14 protein-coding genes are annotated in these 22,314 nt (G+C 61.2%); 6 read left to right on the top strand and 8 right to left on the bottom strand.

What is annotated here, in order from left to right; all coding sequences use genetic code 11:
• Positions 1-71: 71 nt before the first annotated feature.
• Together ACF8RA_RS14495 and ACF8RA_RS14490 are read right to left on the bottom strand one after the other, a co-directional pair.
• Entirely contained in the window at positions 72-1,655 is a 1,584-nt protein-coding gene (locus ACF8RA_RS14495; protein WP_392519284.1) for an aldehyde dehydrogenase (NADP(+)), read from the bottom strand.
• A gap of 101 nt (positions 1,656-1,756) precedes the next feature.
• On the bottom strand, positions 1,757-2,701 hold the full coding sequence (locus ACF8RA_RS14490; RefSeq protein ID WP_209964830.1) for a LysR family transcriptional regulator: 945 nt from the start codon (positions 2,699-2,701) through the stop codon (positions 1,757-1,759).
• Positions 2,702-2,815: 114 nt separating this feature from the next.
• Between ACF8RA_RS14490 and ACF8RA_RS14485 the strand changes: the two genes are divergently transcribed.
• Genes ACF8RA_RS14485 through ACF8RA_RS14475 form a run of 3 tightly spaced genes read left to right on the top strand, consistent with a single transcriptional unit; the run spans position 2,816 to position 7,253 of the window.
• Positions 2,816-3,994 carry a fumarylacetoacetate hydrolase family protein gene (locus tag ACF8RA_RS14485; protein WP_392519281.1) on the top strand — a complete coding sequence of 393 codons (1,179 nt, stop codon included), beginning with the start codon at positions 2,816-2,818 and terminating at the stop codon, positions 3,992-3,994.
• 52 nt (positions 3,995-4,046) lie between these two features.
• Complete coding sequence (locus ACF8RA_RS14480) at positions 4,047-5,435, top strand: MFS transporter (RefSeq protein WP_392519279.1); 1,389 nt, start codon at positions 4,047-4,049, stop codon at positions 5,433-5,435.
• A gap of 30 nt (positions 5,436-5,465) precedes the next feature.
• Positions 5,466-7,253 (top strand): IlvD/Edd family dehydratase, encoded by a 1,788-nt coding sequence (locus ACF8RA_RS14475; RefSeq protein WP_392519277.1) that lies wholly within the window; start codon positions 5,466-5,468, stop codon positions 7,251-7,253.
• A 117-nt stretch (positions 7,254-7,370) separates the two neighbouring features.
• Here the strand turns inward: ACF8RA_RS14475 and ACF8RA_RS14470 are convergent, their stop codons facing one another.
• The 5 genes from ACF8RA_RS14470 to ACF8RA_RS14450 form a co-directional block, all read right to left on the bottom strand.
• Positions 7,371-7,889, bottom strand: coding sequence for an isochorismatase family protein (locus ACF8RA_RS14470; protein ID WP_209964824.1), 519 nt, complete (start codon positions 7,887-7,889; stop codon positions 7,371-7,373).
• Between the two features lie 262 nt (positions 7,890-8,151).
• Positions 8,152-8,586 (bottom strand): universal stress protein, encoded by a 435-nt coding sequence (locus ACF8RA_RS14465; RefSeq protein WP_392519275.1) that lies wholly within the window; start codon positions 8,584-8,586, stop codon positions 8,152-8,154.
• 67 nt (positions 8,587-8,653) lie between these two features.
• Complete coding sequence (locus tag ACF8RA_RS14460; RefSeq protein WP_392488710.1) at positions 8,654-11,389, bottom strand: cation-transporting P-type ATPase; 2,736 nt, start codon at positions 11,387-11,389, stop codon at positions 8,654-8,656.
• 160 nt (positions 11,390-11,549) lie between these two features.
• Entirely contained in the window at positions 11,550-16,646 is a 5,097-nt protein-coding gene (locus ACF8RA_RS14455; protein ID WP_392519274.1) for an AAA family ATPase, read from the bottom strand.
• A 42-nt stretch (positions 16,647-16,688) separates the two neighbouring features.
• Positions 16,689-17,339 carry a response regulator transcription factor gene (locus ACF8RA_RS14450; RefSeq protein ID WP_176683979.1) on the bottom strand — a complete coding sequence of 217 codons (651 nt, stop codon included), beginning with the start codon at positions 17,337-17,339 and terminating at the stop codon, positions 16,689-16,691.
• Between the two features lie 202 nt (positions 17,340-17,541).
• Here ACF8RA_RS14450 and ACF8RA_RS14445 point away from each other — a divergent pair, with 202 nt between their 5' ends.
• The 3 genes from ACF8RA_RS14445 to ACF8RA_RS14435 all read left to right on the top strand — a co-directional run bounded on the left by ACF8RA_RS14445 (position 17,542) and on the right by ACF8RA_RS14435 (position 20,232).
• Entirely contained in the window at positions 17,542-17,916 is a 375-nt protein-coding gene (locus ACF8RA_RS14445; RefSeq protein WP_176683980.1) for a response regulator transcription factor, read from the top strand.
• A gap of 164 nt (positions 17,917-18,080) precedes the next feature.
• Positions 18,081-19,283 carry an NAD(P)/FAD-dependent oxidoreductase gene (locus tag ACF8RA_RS14440; RefSeq protein WP_392519272.1) on the top strand — a complete coding sequence of 401 codons (1,203 nt, stop codon included), beginning with the start codon at positions 18,081-18,083 and terminating at the stop codon, positions 19,281-19,283.
• 37 nt (positions 19,284-19,320) lie between these two features.
• Positions 19,321-20,232, top strand: a complete 912-nt coding sequence (locus tag ACF8RA_RS14435; RefSeq protein WP_176683982.1) for an MBL fold metallo-hydrolase — start codon at positions 19,321-19,323, stop codon at positions 20,230-20,232.
• Positions 20,233-20,326: 94 nt separating this feature from the next.
• Here the strand turns inward: ACF8RA_RS14435 and ACF8RA_RS14430 are convergent, their stop codons facing one another.
• Positions 20,327-22,135 (bottom strand): ABC transporter ATP-binding protein/permease, encoded by a 1,809-nt coding sequence (locus ACF8RA_RS14430; protein ID WP_176683983.1) that lies wholly within the window; start codon positions 22,133-22,135, stop codon positions 20,327-20,329.
• Positions 22,136-22,314: the final 179 nt, after the last annotated feature.

Below are 22,314 nucleotides of genomic sequence, written 5' to 3'. Positions count from 1 at the left end.
TGGCATGTCGTGCACGCCTGATTGTTGTTATTTAGAGAGCATCGGGCACGAGTGCCCGATGGTAGTACCTGTCAGCGAATCGCTTCGCGGCTGGGCTGACCATCGACCAGCCGCAGCAGCCCTAGTGGATTGGCGTCGCGCAGGGCTTCGGGCAACAGCGCATCGGGGAAGTTCTGGTAGCACACCGGGCGCAGGAAGCGGTCGATCGACAGTGTGCCGACTGAGGTGCCACGGCTGTCAGAAGTGGCTGGGTACGGGCCGCCGTGCACCATGGCGTCGCAGACCTCGACACCGGTCGGGTAGCCGTTGACGAGGATCCGACCGGCCTTCTGCTCCAGTACCGCTACCAGTGGCGCGGCAGCGGCCAGATCGCTCTGCTCGCCGATCAGCGTGGCGGTCAGTTGCCCGCCCAGTGCATGCAGTGCAGCAAGCAACTGGGCCTGGTCGGCCAGTTCGACCACCACCGTGGCCGGGCCAAAGACTTCTTCTTGCAGTAACGGCTCACCCTCAAGCAGCAACCGCGCATCTGCCGCGAACAGTTGCGGCCAGGCCTGGTTGCCCTGCTGTTCGGCACCCGCCAGATGGCGAATGCCGGGCAGTGCCTTGAGGGTGGCCACACCGTGGGCATAGCTGGCCAAGGTGCCTTTGTTGAGCATGGGTTGCGGTGACTGGTCGGCTACCTGCACACGCATGTGTTCGACAAAGGTGCTGAATTCGGGAGAGCGCACGCCCAGTATCAAACCGGGATTGGTGCAGAACTGCCCACACCCAAGTACCACCGAGGCGACCAACTCGCAGGCCACGGCCTCGCCGCGAACCGCCAGCGCGCCGGGCAACACCAGCACCGGGTTGATACTGCTCATTTCGGCGAAAACCGGGATCGGTTGTGGCCGCGCCGCGGCCATGTCGCAAAGGGCACGGCCGCCCTTGAGCGAACCGGTGAAACCAACCGCCTGTATGGCAGGGTGTTTGACCAAGGCCTCACCCACGCCACCGCCGAAAATCATGTTGAACACGCCGGCAGGCATGCCACAACGCTCGGCGGCCCCTACAATCGCCTCGGCCACCCATTGCGCAGTCCCCATGTGGCCGCTGTGGGCCTTGAACACCACTGGGCAGCCTGCAGCCAGGGCTGCGGCGGTATCGCCACCGGCGGTGGAAAACGCCAGAGGGAAGTTACTGGCGCCAAATACCGCCACCGGCCCCAGGCCCATGCGGCACTGGCGGATGTCCAGCCGTGGCTGCGGGGTGCGCTGGGGCTGTGCGCGGTCGATACGCGCAGCGGCGAAATCACCTCGGCGCAACACCGAGGCAAACAACCGCAACTGACCGCTGGTCCGCGCCCGCTCGCCCAAGATTCTTGCTGCTGGCAAGGCGGTCTCGCTACATACGGTATCAATGAAGTCATCGCCCAGCGCATCCAGCGCATCGGCAATGGCATCGAGGAATTCGGACCGGCGCAGAGCGGGCAACGCCCGGTAGATCGGATAGGCAGCGGCAGCGGCTAGAGCAGCCGCATCCACTTCTTGCTCGGTAGCCTGGAAAAACGCACCAGGTAGCGCCTGCCCGGTGTGCGCATCCACGCTATGCAATGAAGCAGTCCCGTTAGCACGTCGGCTACCGCCGATGAATTGTTGGCCTGCAAATGAAGTCATGAAGGGTACCTTCGCGTCGCGTAAGACAGTGGGCACTAATCTATGCGGCTCTGCGATTCTTGCCCAATGGCTTTTGGGGATCATTTGATAACCGCTTGTTATCAGTCCGACTGCACCCTTCGTGCGTTGGCCAGCAGTATCTCGGCAAACTCCAACGCCGCTCCGGTCAAGGGCTCGCCTTTGCGGGTCAAGATGCCGTAATCCTGGGGATCCAGGTGCAACGGCGTATCGAGGTTGATAAGTACCCCGCTGTCAATGTGTGGCTCGACCATCGCCTGGGGCAGCATGCCGATCATCGGGCCGCCCAACAGCACCTTGAGGAAGGTCTGCATTGAAATGGTGTCGATGGTGTTGCGCGGCACCGCGACCCCGGCCTCGGCGAACGCGCGTTCCATACGACCACGAATTGGCGTGCCCTTCGGGTAGAGGATCCACGGCCACTCAAGCAGCTGAGGCAGGGTCACCGGCCCGGCATCGCTCAAAGGATGCTGGTCGTTGACCACGAAGCAGAACGGCTCCGGCGCCAGCGGCTGGAAGTCGAAGCGCTGGTGCTGCGCCACATCGGTGAATCGTGCTACCGCCAGGTGCAGGTTCTTGTCCTCCAGCATCGCCATGAGATGGTCGCTGGTCTGCTCCACCACCTCAATCGATAGCAACGGCTTGCGCTGCTTGATCTCGACGATGGCTTCTGGCAGCGCCACGGCGGTGGCGGCAAAGATGCCGCCAACCTTCAGATGCCCGTGGCCGCCTTGGCGCAGGCTGTCGATCTGGTCGACGAAGGTGCGTGCATCATTGAGTGCGACCTGGGCATAGCGCACCACCTGCTCGCCCAGGGCGGTGGGCGGCATGCTGCGTGGCAGACGCTCGAACAGGGCGAAGCCGAGCAGGTTCTCGATCTCCTTGAGCATCTTGCTGATCGCCGGCTGGCTGAGGTTCATCTGCTGAGCTGCCAGATGCATGTTGTGTGTGCGGCCGAGTGTGTCGATGAGCAGAAGGTGGCGGAATTTAAGCCAGTTGCAGACGTGAGAAAAAGATAGGTCCGACATGAATCCACCTTTGGGCAATAACCACATGTTATCGAATAGTGAAAAGATGCCATTGGAGTTTATCGCACGGTTTGCCCTAGCGTTCAGCTTTCAGATCCAGGAGACCTAGATGCCATGCCGATAACGCTCACTTCCGCTAATACTCTTCCCGAGGACAACCTGGCCGGCACCCTTGTCGGCCGTGCCTGGACACCCGGTGAACCCGGCGGCCCCTCGCCGATAGTGTTGCGTAATGACGGTGTGTTCGACCTCTCCGAACGCTTCGCCACCCTCAGTCAGTTGCTTGAGCATGAAGATCCGCTACAGGCAGTACGCAGCACGCCGGGCCAGTTTCTGGGTAGCGTCGAGGCGCTGCTGAGCAACAGCGGTGCCGCCTTCGATGCCAGCAAGCCCTATCTGCTCGCGCCAGTCGACCTGCAAGTCATCAAGGCCGCAGGCGTGACATTCGCCGCCAGCATGATCGAACGGGTGATCGAGGAGCAAGCCGGCGGCGACGCCAGCAAAGCCGAAGCGGTGCGTGCCACAGTGCGCACGGTGATCGGTGACAACTTGCGTGCGGTGCGGCCAGGCTCTCAACAGGCCATGGCGTTGAAAGCACTGCTGCTGGAAAAGGGAATGTGGTCCCAATACCTGGAGGTCGGGATCGGTCCGGATGCGGAAATATTTACCAAAGCCCCGGTGTTGGCAGCTGTCGGCAGCGGCAACGCAATCGGCGTGCACCCGAAATCGGCATGGAACAACCCCGAACCGGAGGTGGTGCTGGCGGTCGACAGCCGCGGCCGGATTCATGGCGCGACCTTGGGCAACGACGTCAACCTGCGCGACTTCGAGGGCCGCAGCGCACTGCTGCTGAGCAAGGCCAAGGACAATAACGCCTCTTGCGCCGTCGGCCCGTTCATTCGCCTGTTCGATGAGACCTTCGACTTGGACACTGTGCGCCGCTGCGTGGTCGATCTGGAAGTCCAGGGTCGCGATGGCTACCGCCTGCTTGGCAGCAGTTCGATGGACCAGATCAGCCGCGACCCCGAAGATCTAGTGCGGCAGACCCTCAACGAAAATCATCAGTACCCAGACGGCTTCATGCTGTTCCTCGGCACGCTTTTCGCCCCCACCGAGGACCGCGACCAGCCGGGTGCCGGCTTCACGCACAAACCCGACGACCACGTGCGCATTGCCAGCCCGTTCCTGGGCCAACTGCATAACCAAGTCACGACAAGCGACCAAGCTCGCCCTTGGACGTTCGGTCTCGGCGCGATGATGCACAACCTAGCCGCTCGAGGACTCCTGAAGTAGCGACACTCAGGATTTCCGCCGGGTCCATAACAACAAAAAAGCGAGGCAATACATGCAAACCCAAGCCAAGGACGTCGTGCCCGACCCCCGTCAGCTGCGCCGGGCGATCTATACCGGCGCAATCGGCAGTGCTCTGGAGTACTACGATTTCGCCATTTATGGGCTAGCCGCGGCACTTGTCTTCGGCCATATATTCTTCCCCACCCTCGGCACCACTGGCGCATTGCTCGCCAGTTTCGCCACCTATGGTGCAGGATTCTTGGCGCGACCGTTCGGCGGGCTTTTCTTTGGCTCGCTGGGTGACCGCAAAGGGCGCAAGCTGGTCTTGTTGCTGACCATTGCCCTGATGGGTACAGCTACTACCCTGATTGGCCTGCTACCGACTGGCGCCACGGGTGCTGTGCTACTGGTATTGCTGCGCCTGCTGCAAGGTTTCGGTGCGGGTGCCGAACAGACCGGCGCGGCGACACTCATGGCCGAACTGGCTCCGCGGGAGCGACGAGGGTTCTATGCCGCCCTGCCCTTCATTGGGGTATTCAGCGGCCTGGCCCTTGCCACTATCACTTTCCGCGTGATGCAGAGCTCGCTGACACAGGAAGAATTGCTCGACTGGGGCTGGCGGATCCCCTTCCTGGCCAGCGTAGTGCTGATATTCATGGCCATCTGGATCCGCCTCAAGCTCAAGGAAAGCCCGGTGTTCCAGCAGCTCAGCCAGAACCAGCAAGTGATCGAATCGCCGATGCGCGCCGTGCTGCGTAATGCACGTCGGCCACTGGCAGCGACTACGTTGATGCGCATGGCCGAAACGGGCTGCTCGACCCTCTATGCCACTGTATCCATCGCCTTCCTTACCGGTTTCGCCAGCAGCCATCTCAGCGAGGAAGGTGCCAACCTGGCCACCATTGGCACCAATGCGGTGCTCGTCGCCAGTATCCTCAGCGTATTCACCACCCCATTGTTCGGCGCTCTGTCCGATCGTATCGGACGCCTGGCGGTGTACCGTGGCGGCGCCTTGTTCGGCGCGTTGTGGGCGTTTCCCTCGTGGTGGATGATCGACAGCGGCAATTCGACATTGGTGTACATCGCGGTGATAGGTGGCTTCACCCTGGCTGCAAATAGCATGCTCGGGGCACAGTGTGCGCATTTCACCGAACTGTTCGGCAACCGCTACCGCTACTCCGGCGTGGCTCTGTCCCGAGAAATCGGCGCGATGCTGTCCGGCGGCGTGGCACCGCTCCTGGGCATATTCCTGGTCGGTCTGGCCGGTGGTGCCTACTGGGTGCTGGCGCTATACACCCTGGCGCTGACTGGGCTGACCTTGATCGGCACCTGGCTGTCCATCGAAACCCGTGGCCGCGACCTGACGGCACTGGACGACGCAGTGGGAAGTGCGGCTTCATCCCAACACAGCCATTTAGGCGTCGGTGTGCCGCAACGCTAACCAGTGGCCAAAAATACAAGAGAGATCGATATGACCGATACCCCAAAACGCTCGCTACGCAGTCAGCAATGGTTCGACGACCCGAGCCACGCCGACATGACCGCGCTGTACGTGGAGCGTTACATGAACTACGGCCTGACCCGCGCTGAACTGCAATCGGGGCGGCCGATCATCGGCATCGCCCAGACCGGAAGCGACTTGACGCCATGCAACCGCCATCACCTGGAACTGGCTCAGCGGGTCAAGGCCGGTATCCGTGATGCGGGCGGCATTCCGATGGAGTTCCCGGTGCACCCGATCGCCGAACAGAGTCGTCGGCCAACCGCCGCGCTCGACCGCAACCTGGCGTACCTGGGGCTGGTGGAGATCCTCCACGGCTACCCGCTGGATGGTGTGGTGTTGACCACCGGCTGCGACAAGACCACTCCAGCCTGCCTGATGGCCGCCGCCACCACCGACCTGCCGGCCATTGTGCTGTCCGGCGGACCAATGCTAGACGGCCATCACAAGGGCCAACTGATCGGCTCGGGCACGGTGCTGTGGCATGCGCGCAATCTGATGGCTGCCGGTGAAATCGACTACGAAGGTTTCATGGAAATGACCACCGCCGCGTCACCGTCGGTAGGCCACTGCAACACCATGGGCACGGCGCTGTCGATGAACGCCCTGGCCGAAGCCCTGGGCATGTCGCTGCCCGGTTGCGCCAGCATCCCCGCGCCCTATCGGGAACGCGGGCAAATGGCCTACGTCACCGGCAGACGCATTTGCGAACTGGTAATGCAAGACGTACGCCCCTCATCGATCATGACCCGCGAAGCATTCGAGAACGCCATCGCAGTAGCCTCGGCCCTTGGCGCCTCAAGCAATTGCCCGCCCCACTTGATCGCCATTGCCCGGCACATGGGCATCGAGTTGTCGCTCGACGACTGGCAGCGCATCGGTGAAGACGTGCCGCTGCTGGTCAACTGCATGCCGGCCGGCAAGTACCTGGGCGAAGGTTTCCACCGTGCCGGCGGCGTACCGGCGGTGATGCACGAGCTGCGTAAGGCAGGTCGCCTGCATGAAGCCTGCGCCACGGTCAGTGGCAAGACCGTCGGCGAGGTGGTCAGCGACACCGTCACCAGCAACCGCGACGTGATCCTGCCGTTCGACGAGCCGCTCAAACACAGCGCTGGTTTCATCGTCCTCAGCGGCAATTTTTTCGACAGCGCAATCATGAAGATGTCGGTAGTCGGCGAAGCCTTCCGCAAGACCTATCTGTCCGAGCCAGGCAAGGAAAACAGCTTTGAGGCGCGGGCCATCGTGTTCGAGGGCCCCGAGGACTACCACGCCCGCATCGACGACCCAGCACTGGACATCGACGAGCGTTGCATCCTGGTGATCCGTGGCGCCGGCACCGTGGGTTACCCGGGCAGTGCTGAGGTGGTCAACATGGCGCCACCGGCGGCGCTGATCAAAAAGGGCATCGACTCGTTGCCGTGCCTCGGCGACGGTCGCCAGAGCGGCACCTCGGCCAGCCCGTCGATTCTTAACATGTCGCCGGAAGCGGCGGTCGGTGGCGGCCTGGCACTGCTTCAGACCAATGACTTGCTGCGTGTCGACCTCAACCAGCGTCGCGTCGACCTGCTGGTAGACGATAACGAAGTGGCGCGCCGTCGCGCTGCCTGGAAGCCGAACATTCCAGCCTCTCAGACTCCGTGGCAAGAGCTCTACCGCCAATTGGTCGGGCAGTTGTCCACCGGTGGTTGCCTGGAACCGGCCACCCTGCACATGCGTGTGATCGCCCGTGAAGGTGGGATGCCGCGGCATTCCCATTGAGCGGCCTTTAGGACTTGGGTCTGCCACCGTATCGAGTAAAGGTGGCAGATCCACGATTGGGTTCGATGAGTTGCTCAGGATGGCAAGTAACGTGCATTCCTGTAGTTTCGGGCTCTGCTAGAAGTGCCACTCCTCTGCCCGAACTAGCCGGCAGAACGGCCCGTCAAGCGTTGCATTGTGATGGGCAACGATGTCCTTAGCTTTCATCATTGGCGTGTCTGAACAGGTATGACCTTCGGCGACAAGTACTGCATCAAAGCCAAGGTCACGAGCAGCACGGCAGGTGCTGTCTACACAGTATTGAGTTTTCATGCCAGTGATGACCACACCGGTAGCCCCGCGAGACCGCAAATTGTCCGCCAGGCCAGTCATTTCGAAGGCGTTGGGTCGCCGCTTTTCGAATACCACCTCTCCACCCAGAAGCTTCAGTTCTTGCGCAACCATCGTCAACGGGCTGTCTGGTTCGATTGGAGATCCCGCGGGCCCGATGTGGCGCGCGAGAAATATCGGAGCGCCAGCGCTGCGTGCCTTGTCCATCAGGGTATTCACTGTTTCCAACAACGCTTCGCAGCGCCATGGTTTTTCCGGGCCGTGAACAAGCCCGACTTGGATATCGAGTATCAACAGGGCGTACATGGGTGCATCTCCTTGCGTTTGAACCAGCGACACAAGGGAGCCATAAAAAGGCCCTGTCCATCGCTGGCGGGCCTTTGAAGTTCGTTTGCTATTGGCTCACGACACCTCGCACGCTCCGCTTTCAGCGGTCGTGGTGGTGGTAGTCGAGGTGAGGCAATAGTCAGTCATAGATCGACACTAGCAATAGCGCAGCGAGCCGACAAGCCAGGATCCTGGAGTGAGCAATGGCCGGCTCGGTCAACTGAACGCGCACCACGATCTCTTATTTGACCAAGGTGATGGGTAAATCCGAGAGCTGAATCACCTTTGCCGCGACAGACCCCAGAAAAATCCCTGCCAAAAAACCATTGCCATGCGAACCCAGGATGATGCTGTCACATCCAAGGAAATGCGCACACGCCACAATTTGACTGGCTGCATCGCCTTGCAGGGTATGGAGTGCGAATGCAATCCCTTCTTGCTTCAGAAGCACCTCAGCCTTTCGTAAATCCTCGGCACTTCTATCCCCATAGTAGCGATCACGCTCATCCTCGCTCATGCGATTTGCGATTCGAGTGGGTAAAAGTGGCTGTACATTCAACAGATGTACCTCAACATTGCCGCCCAGCAACCCACCCTCCTGGATAAGCCCAATAAGGTAACGCACGGCGCGTTCCGAATGCTCGGAACCATCGACCGCAACCAGTATTTTGTGCATGTTCCAAATCCTCTTTCAGGTCATGAAGGTGCTTGTCGTTCCGGGTGCCGCCAGCATTCAACCCGTTCTACTCGGACAAGCGGATTCGAATCTGTTTTTCTATCTCGATAACCGCAAATAGCGCAACGCCAACCCCGATGATCAGCAGGCCATCAAGGAAGGGGATTGCCTCCGTTGCAAATACCTTTTGCAGCGGTGGCGCATACGTGATGGCGAACTGAGCGAAGGTAATCACCATGACGGTCATCCACACGACCTTGGTGCCGCGAATACCCTTCCAGGTAAGCGATGTGCTGTAGAGGTTACGAATGAAGAACAGGTGGAATATTTCCATCACGACTAACGTGTTCACCGCGAGGGTGCGGGCCAACTCAACAGAGTAGCCACGGTCGAGTGCATACGAAAAAATGCCATAAACACCACAGAGGAAAAGAATGGAAACAAGCACCATATGCCAGACCAGGGCTCCGCTTATGAGTGGTTCCTTACGTGAACGGGGCAGTCTGAGCATGGTGTTTTCTTCGGTGGGCTCGAACGCGAGCGCGATGCCGAGGGTCACTGCGGTTATCAGGTTGATCCACAGAATCTGTATCGGCGTCACCGGCAGCGTAATGCCGAGGAGCAGCGCGACAATGATGGTCATGGTCTCGCCTGCGTTGGTAGGCAGCGTCCAGCTCAACACTTTCTTGATGTTGTCATAGACTGTTCGGCCTTCGCGTACTGCAGCGACGATGGAGGCGAAGTTGTCATCGGCCAACACCAGGTCTGCGGCCTCCTTGGCGGCCTCACTGCCTTTTCCACCCATGGCTATACCGGCGTCGGCACGCTTTAGCGCCGGTGCGTCGTTAACGCCATCGCCGGTCATGGCCACTGTCATGCCATTCGATTGCAGCAGCATTACCAACCTGAGCTTATGTTCGGGGCTGGTGCGAGCAAAAATGTTGATGCCCTTTACCGCCTCCTTGAGGGCGGCATCGTTCATGGCGTCCAGGTCCACGCCAGTCAGCACCTTGTCGGGATTTTGCAGACCTATCTGGCGACCGATAGCGGCGGCGGTACCGTCATGATCGCCAGTGATCATTTTTACGGCAATGCCCGCTTTTTGGCATTGCTGAACCGCCTCTAACGTCTCGGGTCTAGGTGGATCAATCAGACCGACCATGCCCAGCAACGTCAACTTTCCTTGCACGTCCCCGAACGCCAACACGGTGTGCTCGGTCCGAACCGGCCTTACTGCAAACGCCAATACACGCTGCCCCTTGGCAGCAATGGCGTTCGCCTTTGCGTGCCAGTAGTCCACATTGAGCGGTTCAGTCTCGCGAGTGCTTGCAAGCTGATGCGTGCACATGGCCAGTAGCTGCTCTGGCGCACCTTTCACGTAGATAAAAGCTTGTCCATCATGGTTGTGATGCAGTGTCGCCATGAAGCGGTGTTTAGCGTCAAACGGTATGGCATCAGTGCGAGGCCAAGCCCGACGATCTTCATCTCGATCGATTCCGGTTTTTCCGGAGAATGCCAGCAAGGCCCCCTCCATCGGATCACCTTCCACCGTCCATACATCGTCATGCAGACGCAGTACGGCATCATTGCAAAGACCTGCTGCTCGTCCCAGGTCCGACAGCGCGGGGTGAGACGACAGGTCAATTGACCGATCAGCAAGACTGATGCTTCCCACAGGCTGATAACCAGCGCCATCGACCGTGAAGACCAGATCGTTCGTGACGACCGTTGCCACCATCATTTCGTTGCGGGTCAGTGTGCCGGTTTTGTCAGTGCAGATGACGGAGACCGAGCCTAGCGTTTCGATGGTAGGCAGACGGCGCACGATAGCGTTGCGTCGGGCCATTGCCCGAACTCCGACGGCCAGCGTAATGGTAAGGACGGCAGGCAGCCCTTCAGGTATCGCCGCTACCGACATCCCCACCACGACCATGAAGATTTCGGTGAAGGCGTAGTGCCCGACATAATGGCCGAACACGAGCAATAAGCCGCCAACTAACAGAATCAGGATCGTCAGCCAGCGGGCAAACACGTTCATTTGCTGCACCAGCGGGGTGGTCAGCGTTTCTACACCTGCAAGCAGAGAGCTGATACGCCCGATCTCGGCTGCTGCTGCGGTAGCCACTACAACGCCTGTTGCCTGTCCGCAAGTCACGAGCGTACCGCTGAACGCCATGCACGTACGATCACCCAAGGCTGCGCCAAGGGGCACTGATTGGGTATGCTTTTCTACGGGTACGGATTCACCGGTAAGAATGGCTTCCTGAATGTGAAGCCTGTTCGCGTGCAGCAAGCGTAAATCAGCAGGGACTTTGTCTCCCGCCTCCAGCAATACGATATCGCCCGGTACCAGTTCCTCACCCGCAATACTCAAGCGTTCGCCTGCGCGAATCACTGCGGCGCGCGGTGCCAGCATCTGCCGGATAGCATCCATCGCCTTTTCTGCTTTGCCTTCCTGAACGTAGCCAATGATTGCGTTTGCAATCACCACCGCCAGGATCACGACCGTATCCCACAGATGTTGCAGCATCGCGGTAATCGCAGCGGATCCTAAAAGCACGTAAATCAGGATGTTGTGAAATTGCAGCAAGAATCGAAACCAGGCCGGGCGCCTTGCTGCCTCTGGCAGGCGATTGAAACCAGCGCGGTCAAGACGGGCTTGAACCTCGGCAACCTCCAGTCCGACATGCGCATTGACCTCAAGCAGGTTTGTCACCTGCTCGGCTGGCAGGGTGTGCCAGGCCACAGAATGCGCAGGGATTGGTGTTTGCTCAACGACTGCGTCGACCACTGGCGTTTTCAATGAGACTCCCCTGTGCGCACAGCTCGACTGTAACGGGCTTAGGTGGACATGAGCGGTCGTCGCTGTATCAGCATGCTGATAAGTCGCTCGTCACGCTTAGGTTCTCTTTGCCATCTAGCTGATACGAACTATAAGAAACATGCAACCGACAGCTTGATAACTATTGACCTGAATCAACCAGAAGCGCCGGTAAGGAGAACTGCACCTGGGCGCCAGGACTCTGCTTGGGGCTGGCCCAGAAGCGGCCGCCGTGGCTGTCGATGATCGAGCGGCATATTGACAGCCCCATGCCCAGGCCGGTCGCCTTGGTGGTGTAAAAAGGCTCGAAAACCTGCTCTACGTTTTCCGCTACGAATCCGGGCCCGCTGTCCGCCACGGTTACCCGCACCCCCTCCTGGTCGAGGGCCGTGCTTATTTGCAGCTCACGGGCACCTTCAACCTCCAGCATCGCCTCCAGCGCGTTGAGGATCAGGTTCAGCAGTACCTGCTGCAACTCCACGCGGTCGATCAGCACCTGCGGCAAGCCCTCGGCAAGGGCGGTATGCACCTGTGCCCTCGCCCTCACGGCCTCGCCACGGGTAAAGTCGACCATCTCCAGCACCACTGCGTTGACGCCCACCGACTGCTTCTGCGGCGGGGCTTTGCGGATCAACTCACGAATACGGCCCAGCACCTGCGCCGCGCGGTTGGCGTCCTTGATGATCCGTCCCAGCCCCAGGCCTACTTCATCCAGCGCCGGTGGCTTTGCGCTCAACCAGCGGATGGCGGCATTGGCATTGGTGACCGTGGCAGCGATCGGCTGATTGACTTCATGGGCGATCGAAGCGGCCAACTGGCCCATGGTAGCGACACGGTTGGCATGCGCCAGTTCGGCCTGTACCTGGCGATTCTTGGCCTCCCGTTCCGCTACCTCGTGATACAGCCTGGCGTTCTCAAGCGAGATGGCGGCCTGTGACGCGACCAGCCGCAACACCGCGATACGCGCGGGGTCGAACACGCCGGCACTGAGATTGTTCTCCAGGTACAGCGCCCCAACCAGCCGCGCCTGATTGCTAAGCGGCAGGCATAGCAGCGACCGAGCCGAGCATCGGCGGATGTAGTCGTCAGCCATGAACGCAGCGTCACCCATGGCGTCGTCCAGGCACAGACTTTCCCCCGTGCGCAGTACCTGGTAAAGCACGGACTCGGCCAGCAGCGTACTGCTCACCGGTTCGTTGCAAATCATCACTTCACCCTGCCCCACACTTGCCTGCGCGACGATATGCGGCTCGCTCCCTCGGGCGCGGACCAACACGCCCCGCTCGGCACCGGCTTGCTCGATCGCCGTGCGCAGCACTTGGGTGATCAGTTTCTGCAGATCGACTTCGCCCGACACGGCGCGGGACACCTTGAGCACCGTCGCGAGGTCCAGGTGCTCGACCGGGGTGGCGATGGTAGCCGTGGGGCCTGGCTCTGGCTCGATGCTGCGCAGATAACGATGACGGCTGTCCAACTGGCGCACCTTGCCATCGGCACCCCAGCGCAGGTAGCCATAACGCGCATCTCGAAGGTAGACGCGGGCAATCCGGGCAAGCCCGCGGCTGCCGTAGAAGCGCGATGCCAATTCGTTTGCAAGCGCCTCGACATGCACAAAGCCGCTGTCACGCGCGAGCTGGATGGCCTGCTCATAGAGGTGCTCGGCGTCGACCACGTGCCCCTGCAAGCGCGCGATTTCGGCCTCCAGCAGCACCTGCCGACTGGCGAAGGTTTCTGCGCACTGCCGGGCCCAGGTCTGCAGCTCGTGATGGTGCTCGGCCAACGCCTGCAACGTGACATCATCAACGCTCTGCCCGGCCGCCAGCGTCAGTGCGGCAAAGAAGTGGTACTCCGCCTCCTCGAAAAACGAGGTGATCACCCATTTAAGCGCCTTGGCCCGCGCCGCACAGGCTTCGGCCGCCGCATAGTCGCCTGCCAGGTAGCGCGCCTGCAGCTTGCGCACCCAGTATTTGCCGGCCGCCAAGGCAAGGTCCGGAGCAGCGTCCAGGTGCTGCTCGAAGCGCGCTTCATTGAAGTGCTCGTCGTTCAGACTTCCAAACACCGGCGTTTGCCCGCGCAGCGTGCGGATCAGCGCCAGCTGCGTGTTCATGAAGTCGATCACCAGCCCGAAATGCACTTTTTCTGCGTAGGCCAATCCTTGCTCGGCCTCCGGTTGCATGCTGCCCAGCGGTTCACCAGTGAACAACTGATCGGATATCAGCCCATTGCCTACATAAGCGGCATACGGCAGGTCACCAACCCGGTTGGCCGCGACGAAGGCCCGGCGCAGCAACTCGCGACACTCGCTGACCGGCCGCGTCCAGCGCACCACGAACATCGAGAAACACAGGAAAGTACTGGCTTCAAAGCGTTGCAGGCCGCGCCGCTCGACCAGCTCGCAAGCAAGACGCCCGAATCGGTAACCGGTCTGGTAGTCGCCATAGCGCCGGGACACCCGCCCGATATTGGCGTAGAGCATGCACGATGCATCACAGTTGCCATGCTCGAGGCTCAAACTTACAGCCTTGCATATGGTCAGGCAGGCCAGGTTGGCATTGGTTTGCACAGCCGGGGCGAACAGCTTGCACAAGACATCCAGGGTGGCCAGGGAGGTCGCGTCCTCCATCAGCGGCAGGTCAATCAACTGCTCGATGCTACGCGCGCCTACCCGCAACGCGATCTGGTCATATTCACCACGTACCTCGTCATCGCTCGGCCGCGCGACCCAGTGGATGCCCACCTGCCGCAGCCAGGCGAGGCAAACCGCCACCGCGCGATCGCTGCGGTCGAGCATCAGGCAAACATCCATATGCAAGCACGCTACCGCAACGCCTTCGGCTGTGGTCCTGGCGCGCCGAGCCAGGCCGATCAGGCGCGCGTCCGCGCACCCGAGCTGGCCGGTGAGAAACTCGCATTCAGCCCGGTTCAGCGCCAGGGCAAAGCTCAATTCATGCGGATAAGCGGCACACGGCCCCTCCAGTAATTGCTCGCCCACGCTCAGGTAGGCCAAGGCCGATCCGTAGGCCGATGCGGCCTTGGCCCGGCGCCCGGCAAGCAGGTTGAGTTCGGCCAACTGCTTGCGTTCGCCAGGGGCATCGATCAGCGTCGCACCGCGGTTGAGCTGCCCGACGATCTCGAAAATGGCTTCCTCGCGGTGCTGGGCCGGCACTTGGTTGGCCAGCAGGCGACCGATACGCAGGTGCATGGCAGCGCGGTCTTGTTCGGCGATCAGCGAGTAGGCGGCTTCATGGATGCGGTCATGAACGAACGCGCAGGTGCCGTCATGGTGGGCGACCAGCTCCAGCCGGATTGCCGCCCATAAAACCGCCTGTACACGCTCCATCGGCAGATCGAGCACCAGGGCAAGCGTCTGCGTATGCGCCACGTTCCCCAGACAGGCCAGGTGCTGAAGTGCCTGACGGGTTGCCAACGGCAGTCGGGCGAGCTTGCCAACCATCAGGTCGACGACATTGTCGGTGTAACCCTTGGCATGGATACGCTGCGAATCCCAACGCCAGCGCCGGGCTGCGTGGTCGTAGGCCAGGAGCGACTCCTCGGCCAGCGCCTGGAGAAACTGGATGACAAAAAACGGGTTGCCGGCAGTCTTGTCCTGCACCAGCTGGGCCAGGCCCATCACGCTCGGGGCCGGGCAGTGCAGTGACTCGGCGATCAGCTGTTCGATATGCGGGCGTGCCAGGGGCGCAAGGCGAACCTCATGCACAGGGGCGCCTGCCTGGCGAATCGCCTGGAGCCTGGCGGTCAATGGGTGGTGGGCATCCACCTCGTTGTCGCGGTAGGCGCCCACCACCATCAGATAGCGCAGTTCCGGGTGCGTAAGCAGGTCTTCGAGCAGGTCGAGGGTCGCCGCGTCCAGCCACTGCAGGTCGTCCAGAAAAAGCGCCAGCGGGTGCTCGGCGCGGGCAAACACCGAGATGAAGCGTCGCAATACCAGCAAAAACCGCCGTTGCGCCTGCTGCGGATCAAGCACCGGCACTGGCGCAGGCTCGCCGATGATCAGCCGCAGCTCCGGAATCAGGTCGGTCATCAGCCGTGCGTGGGGCCCACACGCCGCCAGCAATGCCGTACGCCATCCGGCCAGCACCTCGCTGCTTTTCCCAAGCAACGTGCGCACCAGCCCCTGAAACGCCTGCACCAGGGTGGAATACGGGATATCGCGCTTGTACTGGTCGAACTTGCCACTTGCGAACAGCCCTCGCGGTGGTACCAGTACCTTGTGCAACTCATTGACCACCGAGGATTTGCCGATCCCCGAATAACCGGAGACCAGCACCAGCTCCGGCACGCTGCTGCGCACCATGCGAGCGAAGGCATCTTCGAGAATCTGCACTTCGCGTTCGCGACCGTATAGCTTTTCCGGGATCAACAGGCGGTCGGGGGCGCCTTGTTCATCCAGGCTGAAGGCCTTGATGCTCCGGTTTTGTCGCCACTCGGCAAGGCACCGGCGCAGGTCTTGCTCAAGGCCGGCAGCACTCTGGTAGCGATCTTCAGCGGTCTTGGCCAGGAGTTTCATCACCAGTCGGGACAGCAGCGGCGGCACGGTGGCAACGCGCTCGCTGGGTGGCAGTGGTTTGCGAGCAATGTGGCAGTGCACCCACTCCATAGGTTCTGTGGCATTGAAGGGCAGCGAACCAGTGAGCATCTGGTACAGGCCCACCCCCAGCGCGTAGAGGTCACTGCGTGAGTCTACGGAGCGGTTCATCCGCCCTGTCTGCTCAGGCGCCATGTATGCCAAGGTGCCGGCGATGGTCTCCGGCGGTTCGGGCGCTTGCCGCTCGCGGGGCAAACGTGACGCCAGGCCGAAACCGGTAAGGCGGACCTTGCCATCGTCGCAGTCAACCAGGATGTGGTGGGGTTTGAGGTCCTTATGCACCAACCCGGCCAAGTGCAGGCGGCCCAAGGCAACGCTAATTGCCACAGCCAGCTCAAGGCAGGTTTCGATGTCCAGCGGTGACATCAGCAAGGCCGACAACGGTTGGCCGCCCGGGTCGCTCAGCACCAGGCGCGGCTTGCCATTGAAGCGCTCCAAGGCCTGGGGCTGCAGCGCCCAGCTATCCTCAAGCTCATCGCGTAGACCATACTCATGTGCCAAGCGGTCGACGGTGGCGGGCGTAGGCTGCTCATTGGCCGGCTGCATCAGCAGCACGCGGGTGCCGTCCGGGCGCCGTAGCCGGCAAAACAGGCGATCACCATCGTTCCACAGGACTTGCTGTCTACCTGGCATGGGTCCGGGCCCCTTCGTCAAGTTGGAACAATGCGAGCTGTGTCAGACCATGCGACGCAACGGCTCGACACCCAGCGCCTCGGCCATGCGCACCAAGTCGGCGACCGAGCGAGCGCCGAGTTTCTTCATCATCTGCCCACGATGCACTTTCACGGTGACCTCGCTGAGGTTCAACTCAGCAGCGATCTGCTTGTTCATCAGGCCGGCGATAACGAAGGCCAGCACCTGCCGCTCCCTGGACGTTAGCGTCTGGAAAGCGCTGCGCAATGCCCCGCCGGCCTGTTCACCTGCCAGACGCTCGCGGTCGCGAGCCAGGGCACTGGCCACCGCGTCGAGCATGTCCTGGTCACGGAACGGTTTGGTCAGAAAGTCTACCGCGCCAGCCTTCATCGCTTTGACCGACATGGCGATATCACCATGCCCTGTGATGAATACCACCGGAATGTGCACCCCTCCCTGCTCCATCTGTGCCTGGAACGCCAGGCCACTTTCGCCACGCAGACGCACATCGAGCACCAGGCAACCGGGCACAGCCTTGCGGGGGAAGGCAACAAATTCCTGGGTGGAAGCAAAGCTTTGCACCTGCAAGCCCACCGAACGGAACAACCCGTCGAGTGCCAGGCGCATGGACTCGTCGTCATCAACGATATACACCACCGGCTCATTCGGGCCGTGTGTGCTCTGTAAGGCCATTTGCGCTCCTTCAGCCGTGACGCCGCGTGCTGTTGGCAGGTTGAAAATCTAGCCTATTGTTGGGCAAGGTTCACAGGTTTGGCCACCGGAAACCGGCAATACCAGACGCAGGTATAGCCCAGCTATACCTAGGTATACTTCTGCCACTTGCGCGACCGGGTATCTTGAAACAATGGCACAGGCCGCCAGGAGCAGACCGCGCATGAAGCAGCCCACCGCAACTCTGATTGCCGTTGTCGACGACGACGAGTCCCTGCGCGATGCGCTCGACGGCCTGTTGCGCGCCACCGGCTACCGTACCCGCACCTTTGCCAGCGGCATTGATTTCCTTGCCTCTGATGGCCCGGGCCAGGCAGGCTGCCTGATCTCCGACATCCAGATGCCCGGCATGTGTGGCGTCGAGCTGTTGACGCAACTACAGGTACGTGGGTTCGACATTCCGGTGATCTTCATCAGCGCCCACCCGGGCCAACGCTCACGCATCACCCCGGGCATGGCAGGCGTAGTCAGCTGTCTGCCAAAACCATTCGAAGCCCAGCAACTGCTGGACTGCATCGAGACCGCCCTGCACCACTGAACAGTCCCTTCGATACGATCGTATAGCTGCTTACGCCCCATGCGTAATCCACTGCACACCCATGGAGAAGTGTGCGCGTCCCTGCCCCTGCATAACATCGACCTACAGCGTCCCGCCAGGGCCGAAGTTAAGAACCCTTACCCGTTCAACACAGGAGCACGATCATGAAACAGCAACTTCTGGTTATTGGCGCAGGATTCGCCGGATTGTGGAGCGCCCTGAGCGCCGCGCGCCTGCTCGACATGCATGGTCGGCAAGACGTGCAAATCACCGTGCTGGCGCCACAGGCTGAACTGCGTATCCGCCCGCGTTTCTATGAGGCCGACGTGCATAGCATGTTCGCCCCGCTCCAGGCGCTCTTCGATGCTGTCGACGTACGCTTCATCAAGGGCTGCGCCGAAAGCATCGACGAGCTGGCCCGCCGCGTCAGCTATCGCAACGAAGCCGGCCAACAGGCGCAATTGGCCTACGACCGCCTGATTCTGGCAAGTGGCAGCCTGCTGGCCCGCCCACCCGTGCCTGGCCTGAGCCAATATAGCTTCGACGTCGATCAGATCGAATCAGCAGCGCGCCTGGAGCAGCACCTGATGGCGCTGGGCAAACGCCCCGCAAGCAGCGCCCGCAATACCGTGGTGATATCCGGCGGCGGCTTCACCGGTATCGAAACCGCTACCGAGATGCCTGCACGCCTGCGTGCGGCTCTGGGCGAAGACGCGGAGATCCGGGTGGTCCTTGTCGACCGTGGCGAGCGCATCGGGGCCGCCCTGGGTGAGGGTATCAGACCTTCGATCATTGAAGCCTCGGATGAACTGGGTATCGAATGGATTGTCGGGGCCACCGTAACCGCGGTGGATGCCAATGGCGTAACGCTGGCTGATGGCCGACATATCGAAAGCCAGACCGTGGTCTGGACCGCCGGCATGCGCGCCAGCCCGCTGACCGAACAACTGACCGGTACCCGTGACCACCAGGGGCGCCTGCATGTGGACGGCAACCTCAAGGTGCACGGCCTGGACCATGTCTTTGCTGCAGGCGATGTGGCTTATGCAGCCACTGACGAGATCGGCAATTTCGCGGTGATGTCCTGCCAGCATGCCATCAGCCTCGGTCGCCATGCCGGCAATAACGCAGCCGCCGATCTGCTGGGGGTGGCACCCACGACTTACCGTCAGCCCAAGTACGTGACCTGCCTGGACCTAGGCGCCTGGGGCGCCGTATACAGCGAGGGCTGGGACCGCCAGTTGAAACTGGTGAAAGGCGAAGCCAAGGAGCTCAAGACCCAGATCAACACCGTGTGGATCTACCCGCCGGCAGCCGAGCGCGCTACCGCCCTGGCTTCCGCCGACCCGTCGATTCCAGTGGCTTGAGCCCCGCACGACCTTCCCATCCAGCAGGAGAACGACCATGACAATGCCAATGAACAATGTCGTCCCGACCGAGACCGAAGAACTGGTGCCCTCGCGCTATGCCGTGAAAGTCGGTGACATCGAGGTGCTGGTGGTGAGTGACGGTGTACTGCCCCTGCCCACCGAAACCATGTCGACCAACGCCGACCCAGCCGCCCGCGCGGCCTGGTTCAAGGACATGTTCCTGGGGCCGGAAACCTTCGACTGGGCGCTGAATGTATTGCTGGTGCGCAGCGGCGAGCAGGTCATCCTGGTGGATGCCGGGCTGGGTGGGCAGTTCCCTGGGTTCCCGCGGGCCGGACTTTTCCCGAAGCGGCTGGCGGCGGCCGGCATCGCGCTGGAGTCGATCACCGATATCATCATCACCCACATGCACATGGATCACATCGGCGGCCTGCTGGTGGAGGAGGTGAAGAACCGCTTGCGTGCGGACGTGAAGATCCATGTCACCGCGACAGAAGTAGACTTCTGGGCTGCACCGGACTTTTCGCAAACGGACATGCCTCAACCGGTACCAGATGTACTGCGGTCCACGGCAAAAGCGTTCATGCAAGCCTACGGCGACAGGATCCGCACCTTTGAGCTGCACCATGAAGTGGCCCCCGGTGTCGTCGCCAGCCTTACCGGCGGTCATACACCGGGGCACTGCGTGGTGTACATCAACTCGAACGAAGAGCAGCTGACCTTCGCCGGCGACGCATTGTTCCCGGTAGCCTTTGATCACCCGGATTGGCACAACGGCTTCGAACACGACCCTGAGGAATCAGTGCGGGTGAGGATGGCGCTGCTACACGATGCCGCAACCAGTGGCGAGCTGTTCGTCGCGACACACTTGCCCTTCCCTTCTGTAGGGCGGGTAGCGGTCGACGGTGAAGGGTTCCGCTGGGTTGCAGGATTCTGGAATTATTGAAAAACATCGTGATGCTCGACCGCCCCCTCACACATGACAGTGCTAGGCACGAGATGCGCTGCTCTGGTGAGGGGCTCCCGGAACTCAAGCCGAACTAGGCCAGCGCAGCCTCCTGCTCCAGCAACGACCAACCGCCATGCCCATCCACCTCAAGCCGGTGGGTATGGAACGCCGCCAGCGTGCTGCGGTGGCCGACACTGACCAGCAATGCACTCGGCATTTCCGAACGCAGCAACGCATACAAGGCATGCTCGAGCCCTTCATCCATCGCCGAGGTGGACTCGTCGAGGAACACCACCTGTGGCCGGTTGAACAGCACCCGGGCGAACGCCAGGCGCTGCTGCTCGCCCACCGAGAGGATGTGTGACCAGTCGCAGCTGACGTCCAGACGCTCGGCGAGGTGGGCCAGGTTGACTTGGCGCAATGCCTGCTGCATGAGCAGTTCATCCTTGGGGTTGCTGGCTGCCGGGTAGGCAATGACGGTACGCAAGTCACCCAGCGGCAGGTACGGGCGTTGCGACAGGAACAATGCCTGATGGCCCGTAGGCCGCCTGACCTTGCCTTCGGCATACGGCCAAAGGCCCGCCAGGGCACGCAGCAGCGTGGTTTTACCACTGCCTGACGGCCCTTTGATCAACAACGCCTGACCGGCGTGCAGGCTCAGGTCCAGGTCGGCGATAAGGGCATGCCCATCCGGGCGTAGCACCTGCAAGCCCGCGATCTGCAGCGCATGCGCCTGGTCTTCGGTAGCGACGCGCGGCAACGCACTTGCCTGCTGGTTGGCATCCAGAAAGCCGGTGAGACGGTCAAGGGTTGCACGGTACTGCGCAAACGCATCGTACGACTCACGGAAGAACGACAGAGAATCCTGCACCTGCCCAAAGGCCTGGGAAGTTTGCATGACATCGCCCAGCTTGATCGCCCCACTGAAGAAGCGCGGCGCCTGAAGAATGAACGGAAACACAACGGCAACCTGACTGACACCCAGGTTGAAGCCACTGAGCTTCAGGTTCCGGTACACCAATGCCCAGACATTCACGATCAAGGAAGCAAAGCGGCCCAGCAACGTGCCCCGCTCGACTTGCGAACCTTGGTAGAAGGCAATGTTCTCGGCGTTCTCACGCAGACGCATCAACGTGTAACGGAAGTTGGCGGTGAGTTTCTCGTTGAGGAAGTTAAGCCGGATCAGCGGGCGCCCGAGGCGGAAGGCGACCCAGGTGGCGGCGATGACATACAGGTACACGGCAAACACCATCGCCCGAGGGATCTCCACGCCGGCCACCGTCAACGGTGCCGACAGCCCCCAGAGGATGCCGGTGAACGCCACCAGTGAAACCAGCGCACTGACTGCGCCCAAGGCAAGGGTGACCGAGTTGGTGACGAAAGCGTTGACGTCCAGTTCGATACGCTGGTCAGGGTTGTCCACTGGCTCGGCAAGGAACTGGCCACGGTAATAGGCATCGCCCTGCATCCAGTCGTGGGTCAGGCGCTCGGTCAGCCAGACCCGCCACTTGATACTGAACGCCTGACTGACATAGAAGGTGAACAGCGAGCGCAGCACATGGATGGTGGCCAGCACCGCGAAAACGCCGAGCAGGTACCAGAACGCCGTCTGGTCAAGGCCCTGCAAGGCGCTGTAGAAGCCGTTGTACCAAAACGAGAACAGCACGTTGAGGCGAACCGAAAACAGCGTCAGGACCAGCAGCAGGGCGAATACCAGCAACGGCCGCCAACTGCGCCTGAAACTGAAATAGGGTCCCGCAAGCTGCCAGAACTGGCTGCCCCAGCGTGTACAACGCACAGCCAGAGTCGCGGCTGCAGTGAAGCTGACAAGGGTGATGAACGAGGCAATTGCCAGCCAGCTTAGGCTCTCTTGCAGGGCCTGATGCCAGTTCATTTCCATGGTAAGTATCCGTGCTGAGTATTTCCGCGAGCGTAGCACTACGCTGTCATGCTTCAGGTATAAATGACGCACATTTCATGATTTGTAGGAGCGGGTTTACCCGCGAACACCGGTAACGCCGGTGCCATCTACGAAGCTGCCTGCTCCCGGGATTCGAGCAAGGCCAGATTTTTTGGCCC

This window comes from Pseudomonas sp. FYR_5 (assembly GCF_043106315.1).
Taxonomy (GTDB): domain Bacteria; phylum Pseudomonadota; class Gammaproteobacteria; order Pseudomonadales; family Pseudomonadaceae; genus Aquipseudomonas; species Aquipseudomonas putida_Y.
The sequence above is the reverse complement of the archived record's forward strand: the minus strand, read 5'-3'. Positions and strand labels throughout refer to the sequence as shown.

Excerpts from the sequence above, each read along its gene's own strand:
- ACF8RA_RS14495 (WP_392519284.1), bottom strand. The coding sequence starts at position 1,655 with ATGACTTCATTTGCAGGCCAACAATTCATCGGCGGTAGCCGACGTGCT.
- ACF8RA_RS14490 (WP_209964830.1), bottom strand. The coding sequence starts at position 2,701 with ATGTCGGACCTATCTTTTTCTCACGTCTGCAACTGGCTTAAATTCCGC.
- ACF8RA_RS14485 (WP_392519281.1), top strand. The coding sequence starts at position 2,816 with ATGCCGATAACGCTCACTTCCGCTAATACTCTTCCCGAGGACAACCTG.
- ACF8RA_RS14480 (WP_392519279.1), top strand. The coding sequence starts at position 4,047 with ATGCAAACCCAAGCCAAGGACGTCGTGCCCGACCCCCGTCAGCTGCGC.
- ACF8RA_RS14475 (WP_392519277.1), top strand. The coding sequence starts at position 5,466 with ATGACCGATACCCCAAAACGCTCGCTACGCAGTCAGCAATGGTTCGAC.
- ACF8RA_RS14470 (WP_209964824.1), bottom strand. The coding sequence starts at position 7,889 with ATGTACGCCCTGTTGATACTCGATATCCAAGTCGGGCTTGTTCACGGC.
- ACF8RA_RS14465 (WP_392519275.1), bottom strand. The coding sequence starts at position 8,586 with ATGCACAAAATACTGGTTGCGGTCGATGGTTCCGAGCATTCGGAACGC.
- ACF8RA_RS14455 (WP_392519274.1), bottom strand. The coding sequence starts at position 16,646 with ATGCCAGGTAGACAGCAAGTCCTGTGGAACGATGGTGATCGCCTGTTT.
- ACF8RA_RS14450 (WP_176683979.1), bottom strand. The coding sequence starts at position 17,339 with ATGGCCTTACAGAGCACACACGGCCCGAATGAGCCGGTGGTGTATATC.
- ACF8RA_RS14445 (WP_176683980.1), top strand. The coding sequence starts at position 17,542 with ATGAAGCAGCCCACCGCAACTCTGATTGCCGTTGTCGACGACGACGAG.
- ACF8RA_RS14440 (WP_392519272.1), top strand. The coding sequence starts at position 18,081 with ATGAAACAGCAACTTCTGGTTATTGGCGCAGGATTCGCCGGATTGTGG.
- ACF8RA_RS14435 (WP_176683982.1), top strand. The coding sequence starts at position 19,321 with ATGACAATGCCAATGAACAATGTCGTCCCGACCGAGACCGAAGAACTG.
- ACF8RA_RS14430 (WP_176683983.1), bottom strand. The coding sequence starts at position 22,135 with ATGGAAATGAACTGGCATCAGGCCCTGCAAGAGAGCCTAAGCTGGCTG.